The organism is Paenibacillus sp. FSL P2-0089 (assembly GCF_038595095.1).
GTDB lineage: Bacteria > Bacillota > Bacilli > Paenibacillales > Paenibacillaceae > Paenibacillus_AQ > Paenibacillus_AQ silagei.
In genome coordinates, this window is record NZ_CP152006.1 from 7,161,807 (window position 1) to 7,181,442 (window position 19,636).

Here is a 19,636-nt window from a genome sequence, read left to right on the forward strand (position 1 = left end):
TTAACTTCGCTTAAGCTTGCGGCAGCCGGACCTCGAACCTCGTCCGCAGCTCATTGCTCTCTACAGATAGGCTCCCGTCATGCTGCTCTACAATATTGCGTGCAATGAACAGTCCCAGGTCGGTCCCGCCCTCCTGATGTGTCCGTGCCCGGTCCCCCGAGTAATACATCTCGAAGATATGCGGCTGCTCCTCCGGCGGAATGGGATTTCCGTAATTGATGATCTCAACCGCTACTGAACCTGAATCAGGGCGGCTGTTAATATCCACATAACCGCCTTCCTGTCCGTAACGGGCGGCATTGGTCAGCAGATTGCCTAAGACCCGTACCAGCAGATCCCCGTCCCCGTAGATCATTAGGCCAGGAGTCACATTCAGCCGGGAGGTCAGGCCATTATGCTCGAATAACGGGTACATCTCCTCGTTCAATTGCCGCAGCAATTCGGTAATATCCAGATATGTCTTCACCACAGGCAGTGTGCCATGGTTCATCCTGGTGATCTCGAACAGCCCGTCAATCAGCTTCTCCAGCCGCTGGGACTTGGTGAAGGCAATCGTCGCATAATGTCTGATCGTCTCCACTGGTAATTGCTCATCCCTCAGAATCAGATCCAAATATCCGAGAACAGACGTCAGCGGTGTACGCAGATCATGCGCCAGATTGACGACTAGCTGGTCCTTGCTGCTCTCAGCGAAATCACCTCTTTGTACGGCCTCCTGCAGCTTGGCTCCGGCCACATTCAGATCCTCTGCGATGGCGCTGAACTCATCCCTGGAGGCAATCCGCACCTGATTCTGGAAATCTCCGCCCGCCAGATGATGAATCCCCTTGGAAATCTCGTTAAGGTAGCGGATGTACGGCTTGGTGAACATGAAGAATAAGATCAGCATGATTGGAATGAACAGCATCAGAGACACATTGAAGTCTCCGATCCTGTAGATGAACCGGCGGAGAGCAGCATGCTTACGCCCAGTAACTGAACCAGTCTGGTTCTGAAGCCCCGGCTTCTCTTAGGCATTGAACGTGTACCCGACACCCCAGATGGTCTTGATGAACCGTTCCTTGTTCTGATCCTCTCCCAGCTTCCGGCGCAGGGTGCGGATATGTACCATCACTGTATTCCCGCTCTCATAGTACGCCTCGCCCCATACCTGCTGAAAGATACTCTCTGCACTGAACACCTGCTTCGAGTGGCTCGCCAGCAGATAGAGGATGTCGAATTCCTTCGGCGTAAGGTCAATCTCTTCGCCATACAGCGTAACGGTGTGCTGGTCAGGGGAGATGATCAGCCCGCCCAGCTCCAGAACCGAAGTCAGATGGGCACCCGGAGGCTGGCTGAACTGCAGGGAGCGCCGTAACTGGGAATTGACCCGGGCCAGCAGCTCCATCGGATTGAAGGGCTTGATCATATAATCGTCCGCGCCCATGACAAGACCCGTAATCTTATCGAAGTCAGAGGTCTTGGCACTGAGGAAAATAATCGGCAGATTATGCTTCACCCGCACCTGGCGGGTGACCTCGTATCCGTCCAGCTTCGGCATCATAATATCCAGGATGGCCAGATCAATGGATTGGGACTGAATAGCCTGCACGGCCGCTTGGCCGTCGAATACCTGAATGCAGTGATACCCTTCCTTCTCCAGGTGCAGGGCAATCAGGCCGGCAATCTCTTTCTCGTCCTCTGCGATCAGAATAGTAACTCGCTTCATACCGGAACCCTCCTAGACCTGAATCTATTCGTTCAAGTAGGTAGTTGCCTTGTTCTGAATCAGCTTCGCCACTTCCTCCGCTGTCTTCTGTCCGCTGAAGAAGGAGACCGCCTCTTCTCCCGCGATGTTCAGAATTTTGACATCCAGCATGGCGAAGTTATCCGCAGTATTCATCATCTCTCTGAATACCTTGAATTGCTCGTCAGGCACACTTGCAGACTTGCCGTCTGGAAGCTTATACGTCCCGCCCTTCACTTCCTGCTGAAGCTCGCCAAGCTGCTTGTCGTTTACCGACTTCAGCAGGGAGAAGCCTTCTTCACGCTGCAGGTTCTGCACTTCCTCTGACAGCAGGAATTCCATGAACTTCCAAGCCTGTTCTGCCACCGGCGATTTGGCCTGGATTGAGAAGGTGGAGACCGGAATAATCCGCATGGTGCCGGAATTTCCGCTATGCGGCTTATCCAGCAGCTGCGGATTGGTGAAGTAAGCATACGGAACATTGACGAAATCAGCCGGGGTTTGCAGAACGGCCGAATAGAACAATTGATTATCGGCTTCCCCCGAGCCGGCGCTCATCACTCCATCGTCATACATCTCTTTAATCTGCCGCATCATAAATATGAAGGCAGGGGAATCGAATTTGGCTTTGCGCGCCGCAGCGTCTACGAACTGGTTATAGCCGTCCACGACCATCTCCTGAAGCAGCATCTCCGGCGGATACTCCTGGAGCGCGAAGCGGTGCCCGGACCCTGCCTTCTGCCCGGCTTCAATTATCGGTTTGGCAATCCCGCTGAATTGCTGCCAGGTCCAGCTCTTATCGTCCACATTCGCATTCTTAAGCGCATCCCCGTCTCCAATGAAAGCTCTCAGATTGTACCCGGAAGGGATGAGATAGGTGCCCCCGTTCAGCTTCAGGGCGTTCAGCACATTAAGCTCCAGATTCTCCTGCTTCAGCGTTTGTGACTGCTTCAGGTAATCGTCCATATTCAGGAACAGCTGCTTGTTTACGTAATCACTGACCGGCAGAGTGCTGGTCTCGTAAATATCGGCGCCTTTGCCCGAGAGCAGTGCCGTTCCGGTGCTTTTGATGTATTTCTCATAATCCTGCGCTTTCTCACCGATCGCCTTGTAAGCCTGCACCTGCAAGTCAATATCAGGGTAGGCCTGTTCAAACTTCTGCTCTACCGCACGGTAGAACTCACTATCCTGCTGAACCGATAACGTAAGCACCGTCTTCCCCCCGGTGCTTGGAGCTTCTGCACTGCTCCCTGAACTGCATGCTGACATTATCGTTGTAAAAGCAAGGCTCATCCCCAGCCAGCCCATTTTGTTAATCAACTTCATCTTTCACTACCTCCAATAATTGTTTGTATAGTAGGCCGTACACCTAAGGCTATTGCAGACGTACGCGGTTCCCGTCCTGCAAGGGCTCACTGCTCTCCAGAATAATCAGCTCATCCTCATACAGGTTATCCGTCTGGATGATGCTGTCTATGCCATTGGTTGTACTGGAGCGGATCGTAACCTCGCGGGCGATAAAGGTATTGCCCAGCGCCCCCCTCTGCTCCTCGATCTTATAGATATAGCTTCGCTCACCCAATTGGTGGATAACCTTATTGGATACGAGGAGTCCGTCCTCCCGGGAAGGCTTCTTCAGCTTAATCTGAACCTGCTCACCCCCCTTAAGCGACTCTTCATTCAGCACAATGAAGACATTCTTCTGCGCAATTTGCTCCACCCTGCCGTCCTCCTCAGCGGATGCGCTGTCGGTACGCGCCTGAGCGTCCTTGATCTCTGCAACCTTACCCTGCAAGGAACGGGCCTGCTGGCCCTGTGCCGGATGAACCTGCACCTCAAGCTGCTCCCCTAAGGTAACCCCGAGGCTGGATAACAGCTCCGCGTCCGCCGTGAAGCCGAACTGATACCCCTTGCTGCTGCTCGACAGGACCAGATCCGCTTCCCCCGCGGACAGCATTCCCGCAATGGCATTCACCTGGGTGACCACCCCGTCGAAGGGTGCCGTAAGCTGCTGCTGCGCCGTTAACCGCTCTCTCAATCCGGCAATTTTCCGCGCCTGGGTGACCTGATCGACCTTACCCGCTTCAATCTCGCGCCGGGCCTTGCGAATCTGAAGCTCATCGCCTTCCGCATACGTCTGAATGAACTGATCCTGCAGCGTCTGCTGCGCGATCTTTTGCTTATCGAGCGCCGCGACTTCATCCTTCAGCTCCGCTTCGGCGGCCTGGCTGTCATAGCGGATCAGTGTTTGCCCCTTCGTGACCCGGTCCCCCTCCTTCACAAGAACCTGCCGGACCTTCCAGCCGCTGGCATTCAGGAGCTTCGCTTCACTCACGGGCGTAAGCTTTCCGCTGCCCTCCAGCGTGAATTCGAGGCTCTTGGTCTGCGGCTTGACCGTGTTCACCTTGGGCAAGGTCAACGACTGCAGCGTATTGCTGAAGAAGGTGAAGAAGAGTAACACGCCCAAGAGCAGAAGGAAGGCTGTTCTGATGTTTTTTTTGCGCCTGCGGTCTGCGGGCACTCCTGTAGTCTCCATATTCCGTCTATCTCCTCCTGCCATTGAAATCCCTCACACACGAACATCAGCCCTTAATTCCTGACAGTTGAATCCCTTCGATGAAGTACGTCTCCGCATACAGAAACAGCAGAACCATCGGTGCCATGTAGATCATAGATGCGGCGAACGCCAGGCCCTTCTCGCTGCTGACATTCGATAAGTAGACGGATAAGGGCTGCCTGAGCGGGTCGTCCAGGAAAATAAGCGGCTGCTCCACCATATTCCAATAATCGACGAATAACAGAATCGTCAGAGCGGCCAGGCCCGGCTGGACCATCGGAACAATAATCGTATAGAAAATCCGCAAGTGTCCGGCCCCATCCATCTTAGCCGCTTCAATATAGGCATACGGGATATCCAGCATGAACTGCCTGAGCATGAATACTCCGAAGGCGGCAAAAATTCCGGGCAAGATAATGGCCCCCGGGCTATTTAATAACCCCAGCCGGTCAGCCATAATATAATTGGGCACCAGCGTGACCTGAAACGGCATCAGCATCGTCAGAACATAGACCAGGAACAGGAATTCCCGGCCCCGGAATCTCAGCTTGGAGAACGCATAGGCCGCGAGCGCGGCGATCACCGTCTGTCCGGCAATGATAGGCACCACCAGGAATACTGAATTCCAGAACATCGACAGGTACATCGGGCTGTCCATCAGCACCTTGCCATACTGCTCCAGGGAGACCTGATCCGGCAGCCATTTCAGATTGGCGAACGGATCGCTCCTGCCTTGAATGACAGGATTCATCTGTCCGATGGGGCCGTAATTGATCCCGATTTCGCGGCTGCTCATGAACGAATTGATGAGGGTCACCCCGATCGGGAACAGCATCAGGAGGGCAACCGCCCCCATCAGGACGGTTAACGTCAGCTTTTGTATGACTTTACCAACTGCCAAGACCTCTTTCACCTCTATTCCATATACCGCCGGTAGCGGCGTTCCATAGCGAACAATCCCAGCACGATGATCAGAATGCCGCCGACCATCAGGGTGGATGCAGCCGTCATCTTCTGGAGGTCGAGCGACAGGAACATGTTGTTCATATAATGCTGAAGCATATAGATACTGTCATGCGGGTAAGCTCCGGCAATCAGATACGTCTCCCGGAAGACCTTGAAGGAATTAATGACCGACATAATGACGACAAAAAACATCGTAGAGGTTAAATAGACCAGCGTAATGCTCCGGAACTGCCTTAGACGGCCGGCCCCCTCAATCTGGGCGGTCTCGTAATAATCCTTCGGAATCTGCTGCAAGCCGGCCAGGAACAGGATCACGTTATACCCGATGTTTTTCCAGACATACATCAGCATGATTACATTCCGCGCAGCCTCCGTCTTCATCCAGTCCACCCGCGTCCGGCCGAAGCCGCTCAGCCAGGCATTAAGCACCCCGTTCCAGTCGAACAGGATCTGCCAGACCAAGATAATCGAGGCTACAGGCACGACCAGCGGGAGTACGTACGCAGTTCTCAGCCATTTCTGAAAATACAATTTCCTGTGCAGCAACAGCGCTAGTCCCAGCGACAGCACAATCAGCAGGGGAACACTCACCATACTGAAGTAGAGGGTATTAGAGGCCGCCTTCCGGAAGGATTCGCCCGCAATGACCTCCCGGTAATTATCCAGTCCCACATAGTGGCCCCCCACCGTGCGGTCCATGAAGGAGTAGAACAAGCCCATGCCGAACGGAATCAGATAAAACAGGGCAAACCCCGCCACACTGGGCGCCAGAAATAACCATGCAATTGTTGAATCTTTACGGGCCCAATTCTTCAAGTCGCTCCCTCCCTGTAATCAAGAATAGGCACAACTGTTTAAGAAGAAGTCGGGTAAAGATTAAAAGTTTCTTAAATTCTCAGCGCAGCAGCACATTCGGCCTGATCGCCCTCCCGCCAGCAGCAAAAAAAGCCGCAAACGGATGCTTCATCCATTCGCAGCTATATTCGTGTAGCGCAAACTCACTACTTCACCGGCTGTACCTCCATGACCTTATCTTTGAACCGATACGTCACACTAACATTCTCGATAACCGCTGTGTCGTCGTAGGCCAGAGAACCCTCGAACGCTAACGTGTCATTATCTTTCCACACGAGTTGACTCGGATAGCTGTAATTCTCATGATCACTGCGCGTCCAAGTATCCAGCTTGCGCTGAGCGCCATGTCTGATTCTTGCCGACTCTACCAGCTCCGGGCTAATGGTTCCCTTCTCCACATCCAGGATTTGCACAAATTCACTTTTGTTCGAGCGGGTCACCACCGCCAGCAGCTTCCGGTCCGGGGACGGGAGGATTTCCTTAATATACATCGAAGGGGCCGCGAAGCTGAAATACGGTTCAAGCACATCATCTTGTATACGCCAGAGTACATTCTGGGTACCGTAATCTGAATAATTGTTGAATAAGGCGAATATGATGCTCCCGTCGGCCATTTTGTGGAGATAGGTGCTGCGGTAGCTTTTGGACAGGACATCTGTGGCAAAAGCAGCCGACTCCGCGATCTTCGCGGAATCACTGGTCAAGAAGGGCTGCAGCTTCTGCAGCGCCAGCTCACGCGCCTGCGGATCATTGAAGCTCTCCACCAGCCGGTTCACCGCAATATATACCTTGTCATCGTTGCCGCTGGCTAACGCCTGCAGGAATTTGTCGGCCTCATACTTCACGGGAGGGGCCAGCTCCATGTCCTCTGCTGTCAGGTAACGGATGTAAGGCTCTGCTGCTTTATTCTTCGTGTATTCCGTGGCGAGCAGCGCCGTAGCCGTAGAACTGTAGACGATCAGGCACGCGACCAGTGCGATCCACCTTTTGGAGAACCGGCTTCTTCTGACTCTTCCCTTTGCTCCACTGTGTTCAGCCGCTTCAATCAGCGCATCGTCGATCTGCCCGATCTCCCGGTATAGCTCTTCCCGTCTCATAGACGCACTCCCCCCTGCTCCAGATGTACTCTAAGCTTCTGTCTGACCCGGAATAAACGGGACTTCACCTGGCTGCTGCTCAGCTTGAACCGCCCGGCCAGCGCCTCCACCGAATCCGAATACCAATACCGCCTTATAAAAAGCTGCCGCGCCTCCTCCTCCAGCCCATACAGGAATTCATTGATCAACCGCGCGGTTTCACCGGCGGCATACTCGGTCTCCACCGTCTCTGCTGCGGGAAGGCAGTCCTCCAGCTCCTCCAGAATCACCTCAAGCTGGCGGCTCCGCTTCTTGGCCGTATTATACCCATACTTATCGAGCGCGATATTGCGGGTGATCCGCCCCAGGAATACCGGCAGCCTTCTCGGCTGGTTAGGCGGTATAGCGTTCCATGCAGCGAGGTATGTATCGTTCTCACACTCTTCGGTATCGGAAGGGTTCGCGACAATATTCCTGGCGATTGCCCGGCAATATGCCCCGTATTTGCTCCGGGTCTCGGCAATGGCCTGCTGTGAGCGCTGCAAGTATAGCTGAATGATTCCCTGATCTTCCATCTGCTAGTTTCTCCTTTGGCATCCTCTTATCTATATAGTAGAGAATTCCGGGTAACGGTTGCACTTATACGCTAATTATTTTTAGCACAAAAAAAATCCTGGCACATAAGCATCACTGCTTACACACCAGGATGGGGATATAAATCTCTTGTTAACCGAGGACCGGCGGGTCCTGCTCAGTGGTGCTGTCACCCTCCGCATCTGCCGGTTTCGGGATGACCTTAATGTCCACAATCAGGGAATCCGTCAGCTCCGTATCGGCCCAGGCGGTGCCGTCCCATACCTGCTTGCGGTAGATGACGGTTATCTTGTAATCACCTACAGCAGTTGGAAAATATCCAGCCTGATAGACCTCATCCGTTACGGTGAAGACGCCTGCCATACCATCCTCTGTGGAGCTCCAGGCTTCCGGATAATAACGCTCATCTCCGGGGGCAACAGGTGCCAGGCTCTGGTTATGGCCTTCAGCCGTCAGAGTAAGTGTCTCTCCTGCAAGCGGGCTGCCCGGGCTAACGCTGAGCCGGTTGCCTTCAGGCGTAACCGCTTCATACACATCTTGGGTTACCGTCTTAAGCGCATTGGCCGTCACCTTTTGTATCCCTGTAACGCGGACGTTATCGAACACTGCATTCTGGGAGGTTGTCCGGAAGCCGATTTTCCCTGCGGTTAATTCTGTTATCGGGTTCGTCCATTGTAACTTCAACTCGCCGTCCACAAAGCCTAGAATTCTATTGCCTTTGATGACTGCCTTCAGCGTATACCACTGGCCCGCAGCCGCATCGGCGAAGAGGGTACTGGACACGGGGGTCAGCGTTCCGCCAACCGCCTTGAACAGCTCCAGCTTCTTGTCGTTGACATTGATCCGGTACATGTAATAGTTATTGGCGTCCTGCACCCGGAAAAGAATGCCGGCATTGGCATTCGCGATGGGAACCTTCACCTTGGCTTCCATAGCAATATCTTGCCATGAATCCCCGGCTGTAATGAGCCCTGTAGAATTTCCCTTCGTCTGGATCAGGGCTTTGGTGCTGCCGTCTGTAGTTACACTCCAGGTCCCGCTGGCAGCCGTCCAGCCCGTCGTATTACCATCCTCAAAGTTATCCGTGAACCGGACGGAATTGGGATTGGCATCAATCGGGGTCTCGTCCACATCGGTAACCTGAATCGTGAAGCTTTTCTCCAAAGACAAGCCGTTCGCATCTATGCTCTTCACCCGGATGCTGTAGCTGCTCTTCGCTTCATAATCCGGCGTGGTGCGGAGAATCAGCCTGTCTCCCTGCGGGGCAATGGAGAAGCTGCTGTTATCGGCGTCGCCTTGCCCGGGAACCAGCGCATAAGTAAAGGTCTGGCCCGCATCCGGATGGGCTGTAGTGAAGGTGCCCACTAGACCGCCCGGAGTAGTCAGCTCCGGCACCTGGGTAGCGCTGAAAGTGATATCCGTGGGCGGATTGTGAATGGCGGTCACCTTGGCATCGTCATACCAGACCCCGGCTGAGGTGGTGCGGAAGCCGATTCCGCCCGAGGTTAATTCATTGACCGGGTTGGTCCATGTGGTCTTCAGCACTCCATCCACATACCCTTTAATGGTATTGCCTTGAACCGTCGCCTTAAGGGTATACCATTGATTCTTGACAGGCACGAACGAGGTCGTCGAGACCTGCGTCAACGTTCCGGCTACAGCCTTGTAGAGCTCCAGCTGGCTTGTGCCGGCATTGATCCGGTACATATAGAAGTTGTTCTGATCCTGCACCCGGAAGACAATGCCTGCGTTCTCGCTTCCATTAATGAGAGGAAGTCTGGCTCTGGCCTCATACGTGTAATCCGTCCAGGCTGCACCGGCCTTGGCGGTGATCAGCGCCGTCGTAGTCTGGCTGGTGGACAGCACCCGATTCCCCGTCTGATCGGTTACCGCCCAACTGTTGGCACCTGAAGCCATGGTCCAATCCGTGGTCAGTCCGGAGGTGAAGTGATCGCTGAACCAGGCCTGATCCGTATTCGCGAAGACGACCCCGCTTACATTCTCATTCTTGATGCTCACCTTCAGGTCACTGAGATTCTTCGCCAGCGTTCCTTTGACCACCACATTTTCAAAAGTCACCCCGTTCACCATCCCGCCTCTGGTAGGATTACCCTGAATGGGGGAATCTCCTCCCGTCTCGCGGACATTGATGTTTCTGAGAATGACATTGCTTACATCACCGGCGGTGCTGGTGGAGACCCGCAGCCAGTAATTTCCGAACTGGTTAATCCCTACCCGTTCAATATCAATATTCTCGAAGGTAACATCCTTAGCCCAGCCTTCGACCGGGAGCGGATTCTCTGTATAAGCATGATCCACCAGCAGCGCCCGCGCGCTTTGATAGACATACGAATTGCGGATGGTGACGCCAATCTGCGGCGTGCATATGCCCATGCCCAGCTTGAAGGCGGCGCAGCGCGTCCAGGCGAAGCAGTCCTCGAACACCACATTCTCCAGATGCTCAATGGCTCCCGGCCAGTCCTTGGACATTCCTTTTTGCGGCCAGGTCTTGGTGGAGAAGGTATCATCGTCCGAGATGGCAAGGGCATGCTTCACCAGCACGTTCTGGCTCTCATTAATATCGATGGCATCATCCTCAAGCGTAAATAAATCCTGGTAACCCTTATAGTTGGTGATGGTCACGTTATCGGAGCGGACCACCAGGAACGCCCAAAAGCCGCCGTCCCGCAGGGTTAACCCGTCAAACTTGAAGTTGCTGGTCGCCATCGGCACCACCAGGTTATTGATGAACCCTTCTCCCTGCTTATGGGTTGCAGGCGGATTGGTCATCTTGCGTTTGCGCATTTCTATCCCTTTGCCGTCGATGGTTCCGCGCCCCCGCATGGTGATATTCACGGAATTGGTGGCCGTGCGGATAAAATAGGTTCCATCCGAGATAGAATCCTTGCGGAAGTCATTCCGGTAGTCCTCGCCCCGGCCTGTGCCGACAATGACTGCACCACCGGCCAGATAGAACGTAACATTGCTTTTCAGGGTCAGGTTGCTGCTCTTATATACGCCCGCCGGAATATACACAGTGCCGCCTCCGGCCTGATTGGCAGCATCAATCGCCTGCTGGATAGCACCCGAGGTGATCGTTGCCCCCGTCTTGTCTGCGTTGTACGGCGCAGCGGTCACATTGTAGATTCCCGGGCCGGAGGACGCGGGGATGTCTGTCTCCAGCGGATCGGCGGCGATCACGAGTCTTTTCCGGCGCTTGTCCGGGTCCTTCTCATTCGGGTCTTCGTTCGCAGGCGCATTAATATCCACAATCACATAGGTAGAGGCCGACAGGGTGAAGGTCAGCTTGTTGCCGTTGACCGTTCCTGTGATGTTCTTGGCCAGCGGGCTGATCGAATACGAGGTAATCGGCTTGTCTGCCGTTACCTCAAGACTAATGGTTCCTTCAAAGGAGAACTGGGCATAGTCATAATCAGGCAAATACTTGACGACGGGGACCGCCTCATTGTTCACCTTCAACGAGTAAACAGAAGACGGAGTATAGATAGACGGCATCGGGTAATTCTGGATGGTTGCAGGGCCAGCGGCGGCCACCTGCGGCACCGGTTCCGTTCCCGGTTCCGGTTCAGCCGCACCGGCGGTCTGCGGGATGAACCCCGTAAATGCAACGGCAAGCACCAGCAGCAATCTCATTACTTTGTGAGTAAGCATAAATACCTCCTCCAGATCAATTTGGCTCCAGGCAACCGCTTTCAATTTCCAGCAGGATACATAGAGTCATTCCCTACTATAATCCCGGGCCAAAAAGAAAGGAGGGTGGCAAACCCACTCTCCAGGGACACAATTATACTGTTCTAAACCGCTCTCCGGTCTAGATTAAAGCGCCGAAATGGCCCTCACATCCGTGACCGCGCTGCTTCCGGTATGACCCGTTTCTTTCCACATGCAAAAAAAGAACCGCCGGAGCACCGTCCGGCGGGTATTATTTATAAATCTGCACCATTGCTTTCGATCACTTTTTTGTACCAATAGAAGGAGTCCTTGCGTGATCTCTTCAAGGTTCCCTTGCCAGAGTTGTCTTGATCAACATAGATGAAACCATAACGTTTCTCCATTTCAGAAGTCGAACAACTAATGATATCAATCGGCCCCCAACTGGTAAAGCCCATCAGCTCTACTCCATCCTGAACCGCTTCTCTCATTTGCTCAATATGCTTCTGGAGATAATCGATCCGGTATGAATCATGAATAGAGCCATCTTCTTCCACAACATCCTTCGCCCCAAGACCGTTCTCTACAATGAACAGAGGCATCCGGTAGCGGTCATACAGGCGGTTCAGCGTAATTCTCAGGCCAATCGGATCAATCGGCCAACCCCATTCCGAAACCTGAAGATGCGGATTCTTGATCTGGCTAACGAGCATACCTGAGTTGCTGTTGTCATTCGGGTCGTATTTGCCAATATAGGTCATATAATAGCTGAACGCGATGTAATCAACCGTATTGTCCTTTAGAATCTGATCGTCACCGGGTTCTTTCACCAGTTCGATCTGGTTCTCCTTGAAGTACCGGTCCATGTAAGCCGGGTATTCCCCGCGTGCCTGAACCTCCGGATAGAACAGGTTCATCTGATCTTCCTTGAGCGTCTGCAGCGCATCTTCCGGCTTGGTGGATGCCGCATAGGTCTCCAGACGGCAGATCATACAGCCGATTTGAGCGCCAGGGATTTTTTCTTTGCAGCTTTTGACCGCCAGCGCACTGGCCACGAACTGGTGGTGGGTAGCCTGATAAGCCACCTGCTCCTTGGTTCCCTGAATGCGGTCTTCGAGAATGCCGCCTCCGGTGTACAGGCTGGTCAGAATCATGTTCATTTCATTGAAGGTGATCCAGTACTTCACTTTATCTTTGTAACGGTCAAATAGAGTATTGGCAAACTTCAGATACAGGTCAATCATAATACGGTTTTCCCAGCCGTTATATTTCCGAGACAGTTCCACGGGCATTTCATAATGAGACATCGTAACCAGCGGCTCAATGCCATGCTTCAGCAGCTCATCAAAAACCTTATCGTAAAAAGCCAGACCAGCTTCATTAGGCACTGTTTCTTCTCCTGTAGGGAAAATGCGCGTCCAGGCTACTGAAATACGAAGGACCTTAAATCCCATTTCGGCAAAAAGGGCAATGTCTTCTTTATAATGATTATAGAAGTCTACGCCCTTCCGCTTGGGAAAATAAACCTCGCTATTGCCGCTGAGGTACTCCTCAAGCTGTACAGAATCTACATCGAACGTAAAGTCCTTGCCGCCCCGCAATTCATGCGGAACAAATGGTGCCATATCGGAGGTGGACAGACCTTTGCCATCTGCATCGTAAGCCCCCTCCAATTGGTTGGCGGCTGTAGCTCCTCCCCATAAGAATCCTTGTGGAAACGATAATCCCTCAGTATGTTTTAACATGATTCATCGAACTCCTTCCAAAATTATATTATTTTTAGAATTGCTAATTATTTAATTGTGAACAGCAGGATTCCGTTCATTGGAATCACCCCCTTCACGTGAACGGGAACAACATCCAGATAGTCCGGCGTATTGGTCACAATGACCGGCGAGACTATATTCAGGCCCTTGGCTTCAATAGCCTCCAGATCGAACTCGACCAGCAGGTCGCCTTTTTGCACCTTTTGCTCGGGTACGACTTTTACCTCGAAATGCTGGCCCTTAAGCGATACGGTATTTAATCCGATATGAACCAGCACCTCCACCCCATCATTGGAGCGCAGCATTACGGCGTGCTTCGATTTGGCAACCATCGTAACCACTCCGTCAAAAGGAGCGTTCATCCGCCCTTCGGTAGGCTTAACCGCAATCCCTTTACCTGTCAGCTCGTTGGCAAAGGTCTTGTCCGGCAAGTCACGAAGCGGAACCAGCTCGCCCTGGAAGGGACTGAAGATTTCATTCTTTTTGTCCTGTACAGATTGGATAGCCTCAGGTACAGCGGAAGTTGGTTCGCTCTGCTCGCCTCCAGCCTTCCCCTTATGCTTAACCCTGCCGGGCTTTGCAGGATCTGACTCCTTCCAGAGGATTAACGTCATCACGAAGGAGACGACGAAGCTGATGGCGATTCCGATCAGCGCATAACTGAAATTCCTCATTCCCCCACCCGGCTCAATATAGAGCGGGAGCGATAACAGGCCCGGGACGGCAAAGCCGTAACATTTCAGGCCCACGGCAGTGATGAACCCGCCTCCTGCCGCTCCACCGATAATTGAAGCGTAGAAGGGCCTTTTGAGCTTAAGGCTAACGCCGTACAGTGCAGGCTCCGTAATTCCCAACAATGCAGAAATCCCGCTCGACAGGGCCACCGACTTCATCTTCGGATCTCGGGTACGGAGAAATACGGCGAGTACCGCTCCCGCTTGACTCAGATTGGTAATTAGATTAATCGGCAACAACAGAACGTCGTATCCCAGTTTGCTTAAATTCTGCAAGGTTCCCGGGAAGAAAGCATAATGCATACCTGTCATTACAATCAGCGGCATCAACCCTCCAAGCACAATCCCTGTCAGCGGCCCGGAGTGGGCGAACAGCCAGGAGACGCCCTTCTCCAGATAGATTCCCCCGAAATTCCCCAGGGGGCCGATAGCGATAAGCATGATAGGCACCGTAATAGCGAGAACAAGCATAGGTGTGAAGATAATTTTGAGCGTATTCGGAATGAACCGGTCAATTAGACGATAGACATAACTCAGCAACCATACGCCCAGAATGATTGGAATCACCGATTGTGTGTAATTTACAATGGAGACAGGTAGACCCAGAAAGGGAATCGCTTCAAGCTTTCCGGCAGTATACGCATCCAAGATCGTTGGATACAGCAGGGTTCCGGCCAGTGTCAGAGCCAGATATTCATTCACCTTAAACTTTCTGGCAGCAGAGACGGCAAGCAGGAACGGAAGAAAATAAAACGAGGCATTAGAAATCATTGTAAATACGCTGTATTCTCCGCTGCTCTGTGAAATCCAGCCCAGTGAGACCAATAGAGCAAGTACGCCCTTGAGCATTCCAGCGCCTACTATCGCCGGCAGAATAGGCGTGAATATCCCGGAGATCGTATCAAGCACGGCATTTAAGCCTCTCGCTCCTGAGCCTGAGCGGTCTGCTCCGCTTGACTCAGACGATGCAGTTTCCTTCATAACATTCTCTACCTCGGTATAGACAGAAGCCACGTTATTTCCGATCACGACCTGGAACTGGTCATTCTGAAATTGTGCCCCAAGCACCCCCGGCAGCTTCGTAATTTCAGCGACCTGAACCTGCTTCTCGTCCTTTACATTGAAGCGCAGCCTTGTAATGCAGTGCCAGGCTTGAACGATGTTCGCATTTCCCCCTATACGGCTGATAATCTCCTCTGACATTTCTCTGTTGTTCACTTGTCATTCCTCCTAAGAATGTAGGCATAAAAAAAACCAAATGTAATCCCGTTCTGCTTGAGCCGCAGAGTCGGCAACATTTGGTGGTGCCTGATCGAGTCAGTAACACTCCATATTTCAAGGACCGGGAATCACTCTGTACCGGAGCGCGAAGTCATTCGCTCCACATGAATGATTAGATAGACCATTTCGTCCTTGTTAATTGAGAAACCGTATTCCTTTTCTACAAAGTGCTTAATCTTTCCTACACACTCGTAACTGTCGGGATATCTTGACGATAATACGTCATATAGAAAATGCTCGTCCTTGAACGAAAGCACAACCTTGTTCATTTGCCTGACAATAAAATACCGCAAATGCGTGATAAATCTAGAGTAATTAATCGAATCCTGCTCCAGCTTGATATTGAAATGCTCCGTCATCAGCCCGATAATCTGATTAATAATCGTTGTAACCTTCATCGTCTGACTCATAGTCCCGCGGTCAATCTGGGCATTCACGAAATGCAGTGCGATGAAACTGGCTTCGGAATCATGCAGCTTCACCTGGAAGGCTTCATTAATCAGGCTTACAGCCGTTTGTCCTGTCATGAACTCTTTGGGGTAGAGATTCCTAATCTCCCATTGCAGCGGATTCTGAATCTCCAGCTCATTCTTCAGACGCTCCAAGGCATAATGGATATGATCGGCCAATGGCAGAAGAATGGAATCATTTAGCTTCGTACTGATATTCTGTTTGCCTAACTGAATAATCTGATCCGTGACATCTATGACCTGCAAAGGGATTTCATTGAAGAATTGCTCCATCCTCTGGTATCGTTCGTCAGTGCCGATTCGGAACGTTTTTTGGATGTCTTCCTGCTTAAGCTCCTGCCCCTTTACCTTTTTGAAACCCACTCCGGTTCCAATGACTATCAGCTCATTCCCTTCCAGGTCTTCTGCCAAGGCGATGTTATTGTTTAGGGATTTCTTGAATTTCATCTACATTTCCTCCCTCTGAAAACAAAAAACCACCACAGCCAGATACACAAGAAAAAACATTTCTTGTAGAATCATCGACAATGGTGGTGCCTGATCGTATCAGTGACACTCCTTAATATAGCCATATTGTATGTTTTTAATCAGACGATGTCAATGCTTTTTTAAAGCGCTTTATTCCAGGAAATTCAGGGTGAGTCAATATGGATTAAAGGAAATTTTTGACTCTCGGCTTAGATTAAAGCATCGAAACGCCCCTCTGCATTCACCGTTGCCGTCCGGGGATCAGTCTGGCCGATACCCTTAAGGCCGCCCTTCCACTCCATCCGCCAAGGCGGAGCCTGAACCTTCTGGGCGGCAGTGCTTACATCCGTGACCGCGCTGCTTCCGGCTTTGTGCGCGAGCTGAACTTCAAGGAGGCGGATCTGCCGCTGGAGCTGCTCCCGGCGGTAGGAAGTCGCCTGCCCGCCCTGCGCCGCGTTCACCCGGTCCAGCTCCATCATCAGCCGGTTCCGCTGCTTCTCCAGGGAACTGACATCGCTCTGTGTGCCGCCGTAGGCCATGATGACCTGTACCGGACTGATTCCTGATACACTCTGTCCTATCATGATCCATCCCTCCAGTCCTTGGCTCCCGCCTCAAATCCAGATATTTAGAAGCCCCTATTCCTATCTATTACCCTGCTGCTTCCGGTATGACAACATTAAGAAGTACCGCTGACTTACCTTTTTCTATGAAAAATCTCCGAAAACAATTTACATAATATCCTATATATGGTATCCTCGATATGGATGCGCTTACATATTATGTCGGGAGGGGAGGAGGCGGCTCCGTTTCTGTAGAGGGAGGGCAAATAGGCTTCACCAATCGAATGAAGGAGGAGATATGAAATGAAGAAAATAATGACCCGAATTGCAAGTCTGGCTCTGGCGACAGTCCTGCTGTTGCCTGCAATGTCTTATGCATCACCTGTAGCAGAGGAGCAGGATATGAGCCTCTCTGCGGATGCCGCTGCGGCTGTAACCAGCACCATCACTCCCGCTCCGCAAGGCTATGACGGATACCGCAATAATATTCCCCACGGCAACGTACAGCAGATTTCTTATTATTCGACTACTGTAGGCAAGTCAAGAAACGCGATGGTGTACACCCCTCCGGGTTATACCCCTTCCAAGACCTACAACGTGCTCTACCTGCTGCACGGCATCGGCGGGGATCAGAACGAATGGCTGAACGGGATGAATCCGCGGAACATTCTGGACAACCTGTACTCCCAGAACAAGCTGGAGCCGATGATTGTCGTATTCCCGAATGGCCGCGCCATGGCGGATGACCGTCCGATCGGCGATATTTATGCACCGGACAAGGTAGCGGCCTTCGAGCGGTTTGAATTCGACCTGATTAATGATCTCATTCCTTATGTAGATTCCCACTTCCCGGTATACAAAAACAAGCAAAACCGCGCCCTGGCCGGCTTATCCATGGGCGGCGGACAGACCCTGAACTTCGGCCTGAAGCATCTGGACAAGTTCTCCTGGATCGGCGCGTTCTCCTCTGCTCCGAATACGAAGTCGGCCTCACAGCTGATCACCAATCCGGCGCAGACGGCCAGCCAGCTGAAGCTGCTCTGGATCTCCTGCGGCGCTTCGGACGGCCTGCTCTATGTCAGCCAGAATTTCCATAACAGCCTGACCAGCATGAATGTTCCGCATCTGTGGTATCTGGATGTAGGCGGACATGAAGGCAAGGTCTGGAGCAGCGGACTGTATCAGTTCTCGCAGCGGATCTTCAAGTAACTCCCGTCATAGCCTGCCCTCCCCCGATCCGTTAAGGTAGGGGGAGGGCAGTTGTGCTTAATAAGGCCCGGCCAACGATAAGGAGGGCAATATGGTGAGTGCGATAACGGATTACTATGATTCCTATGATGAGGAGGGAAGGCTTTCCAGGGATAACGGTCATCAGATCGAATGGATCACAACGATGGCGTACTTCAAGAAGCTGTTTAAGCAGGAATCTTACATTCTTGACGGCTGCGCAGGGACAGGGAATTACTCTTTTCCACTGGCAGAATTGGGGCATAAGGTTGTAGCCGGAGATCTCGTTCCGCATCATTTAGAACTCATAAGAGAGAAGCAGAGCAAGCACCCGGTATTGACTGATATATATACAGGAAGCATCACGGATTTATCCCGTTTTGACAGTGAAATTTTTGATGTTGTCCTGAACATGGGCGCTTTTTACCATATCGGCAATGAAGACAGACAGCTGGCCATGACCGAATGCCTTCGCGTGCTGAAACCAGGAGGGCTGCTTGCGGTCTCCTATATTAACAATGCAGCAGTTTCGTTATTAGGCGTAGGCGATAGACTAGGAAATATGGAAGATGTACTTACCTGGCATGCCAACCAGACGAAAGATGGTCTATTCCTACATATGTCTCCCTCTGAAATGGAACACATGGCAGCTGCCTATCACACAGAGATCGTGGCCCATATTGGAACAGACGGGGTCGGTTATTTGTTTGCTAAACAAATCAATGAGGCACAGCAAGAAGATTTTGAACGCTGGCTTCAGCTTCATCTGCGGACCTGTGAGGATAAGAGTCTGCTTGGGTATAGTTTGCATGCACTGGCCATTCTGCGCAAAGGATAAAAAACGGACCCGCCCAGCTGTCGATTTACGCTACCATTCTCGACCGCACATGGGCACATCCGATCAACTTCCAGTGCCGGCAGATTGTATTCGGTTTTTCGATTACAATTGGTCCGTGCGCCCACGTAACGCCCAATGTGTTCGGTTTTTCGATTACATCTGGCTCACGCGCCTACGCAGCGCCGAATGTGATCGGTTTTTCGATTACATCTGGTCCACGCGCCCATGCAATGCCAAATGTGATCGTTTTTTCGATTACATTGTGCAGACTCACTCCCCAGCAAGCAAAAGAAAGCTGCACGCTCATCGCGTGCAGCCCTTCTCCAGCCTTCTTATGGCGTGCCAACACGCAACCATTCTGCTGGAGTTTTCCTGATGAAATGCTTCTCGACCGAAGTAAGCACGGCATCATTTCCCGGTAAAGCGGCCCGTTCGATGGCTTCATTCACCGGCAGCCATTCATAATCACTATGCTCATGATTAAGAATGACATCCTGGGTCTCATCCACGTATCCCACGAACACTGGGGCGACGTAGATATAGTTCTCTTTTGCCGAATAGATCTGGTCGAAGGTATTGGAAGTGTAAAGAGCGACTTGGGTAATCCCCGTCTCTTCCCGAATCTCCCTTAATGCAGCCTCCCACGCTAGTTCCCCTTCTTCAATGCCCCCGCCGATATAGCACCAGGCATCCCTGAGTACCGAACCGGCCCGCTTCAGTAACAGGACATGATGACCAGAGGGTGTATTCTTCAGCAATACTACAGCAACACCTGTACAACGTATGGGTACTTCAACGTTCGTCTTCATCATGCCCGATACTCTCTCCTATTCGATCTCCACT

At 52.0% G+C, this 19,636-nt stretch carries 15 protein-coding genes and 1 pseudogene; 2 read left to right on the plus strand and 14 right to left on the minus strand.

The annotated features are described in order from the left end of the window. Positions 1–10: 10 nt before the first annotated feature. From NST69_RS30470 to NST69_RS30530, 13 genes and pseudogenes are all read right to left on the minus strand, one after another. Positions 11–1,017: pseudogene (locus NST69_RS30470) on the minus strand (HAMP domain-containing sensor histidine kinase). Further along, a complete protein-coding gene (locus NST69_RS30475; protein ID WP_036722890.1) occupies positions 1,010–1,708 on the minus strand; it encodes a response regulator transcription factor in 699 nt (232 codons plus the stop codon). Before NST69_RS30475 ends, NST69_RS30470 begins: the two are co-directional and overlap by 8 nt. Positions 1,709–1,732: 24 nt before the next feature. Next, positions 1,733–3,052: an ABC transporter substrate-binding protein gene (locus NST69_RS30480; protein WP_342547944.1), complete on the minus strand. Its 1,320-nt coding sequence runs from the start codon at positions 3,050–3,052 to the stop codon at positions 1,733–1,735. A gap of 49 nt (positions 3,053–3,101) precedes the next feature. Further along, a complete protein-coding gene (locus NST69_RS30485; protein WP_342547945.1) occupies positions 3,102–4,262 on the minus strand; it encodes a biotin/lipoyl-binding protein in 1,161 nt (386 codons plus the stop codon). A gap of 46 nt (positions 4,263–4,308) precedes the next feature. Further along, complete coding sequence (locus NST69_RS30490; RefSeq protein WP_036722892.1) at positions 4,309–5,184, minus strand: carbohydrate ABC transporter permease; 876 nt, start codon at positions 5,182–5,184, stop codon at positions 4,309–4,311. 14 nt (positions 5,185–5,198) lie between these two features. Continuing rightward, positions 5,199–6,065 (minus strand): sugar ABC transporter permease, encoded by an 867-nt coding sequence (locus tag NST69_RS30495; RefSeq protein ID WP_036722894.1) that lies wholly within the window; start codon positions 6,063–6,065, stop codon positions 5,199–5,201. A 185-nt stretch (positions 6,066–6,250) separates the two neighbouring features. Further along, on the minus strand, positions 6,251–7,201 hold the full coding sequence (locus NST69_RS30500) for a hypothetical protein (protein WP_342547946.1): 951 nt from the start codon (positions 7,199–7,201) through the stop codon (positions 6,251–6,253). Next, positions 7,198–7,755, minus strand: coding sequence for a sigma-70 family RNA polymerase sigma factor (locus tag NST69_RS30505; RefSeq protein WP_340957137.1), 558 nt, complete (start codon positions 7,753–7,755; stop codon positions 7,198–7,200). The genes NST69_RS30500 and NST69_RS30505 overlap by 4 nt, the downstream gene beginning before the upstream one ends. Positions 7,756–7,906: 151 nt before the next feature. Continuing rightward, on the minus strand, positions 7,907–11,446 hold the full coding sequence (locus tag NST69_RS30510; protein WP_342547947.1) for a family 16 glycoside hydrolase: 3,540 nt from the start codon (positions 11,444–11,446) through the stop codon (positions 7,907–7,909). Positions 11,447–11,721: 275 nt separating this feature from the next. Then, positions 11,722–13,191 (minus strand): 6-phospho-beta-glucosidase, encoded by a 1,470-nt coding sequence (gene ascB, locus NST69_RS30515; RefSeq protein WP_342547948.1) that lies wholly within the window; start codon positions 13,189–13,191, stop codon positions 11,722–11,724. A gap of 47 nt (positions 13,192–13,238) precedes the next feature. Then, positions 13,239–15,164, minus strand: a complete 1,926-nt coding sequence (locus tag NST69_RS30520) for a beta-glucoside-specific PTS transporter subunit IIABC (RefSeq protein WP_342547949.1) — start codon at positions 15,162–15,164, stop codon at positions 13,239–13,241. Between the two features lie 131 nt (positions 15,165–15,295). Further along, positions 15,296–16,144 carry a PRD domain-containing protein gene (locus tag NST69_RS30525; protein ID WP_342547950.1) on the minus strand — a complete coding sequence of 283 codons (849 nt, stop codon included), beginning with the start codon at positions 16,142–16,144 and terminating at the stop codon, positions 15,296–15,298. A 230-nt stretch (positions 16,145–16,374) separates the two neighbouring features. After that, positions 16,375–16,749, minus strand: a complete 375-nt coding sequence (locus tag NST69_RS30530; protein WP_341166587.1) for a hypothetical protein — start codon at positions 16,747–16,749, stop codon at positions 16,375–16,377. Positions 16,750–17,031: 282 nt separating this feature from the next. Here NST69_RS30530 and NST69_RS30535 point away from each other — a divergent pair, with 282 nt between their 5' ends. Next, on the plus strand, positions 17,032–17,937 hold the full coding sequence (locus tag NST69_RS30535; RefSeq protein WP_342547951.1) for an alpha/beta hydrolase-fold protein: 906 nt from the start codon (positions 17,032–17,034) through the stop codon (positions 17,935–17,937). A gap of 91 nt (positions 17,938–18,028) precedes the next feature. Next, entirely contained in the window at positions 18,029–18,793 is a 765-nt protein-coding gene (locus tag NST69_RS30540) for a class I SAM-dependent methyltransferase (protein WP_036722899.1), read from the plus strand. Between the two features lie 332 nt (positions 18,794–19,125). Here the strand turns inward: NST69_RS30540 and NST69_RS30545 are convergent, their stop codons facing one another. Next, complete coding sequence (locus NST69_RS30545) at positions 19,126–19,605, minus strand: NUDIX domain-containing protein (RefSeq protein ID WP_342547952.1); 480 nt, start codon at positions 19,603–19,605, stop codon at positions 19,126–19,128. Between the last annotated feature and the right edge of the window lie 31 nt (positions 19,606–19,636).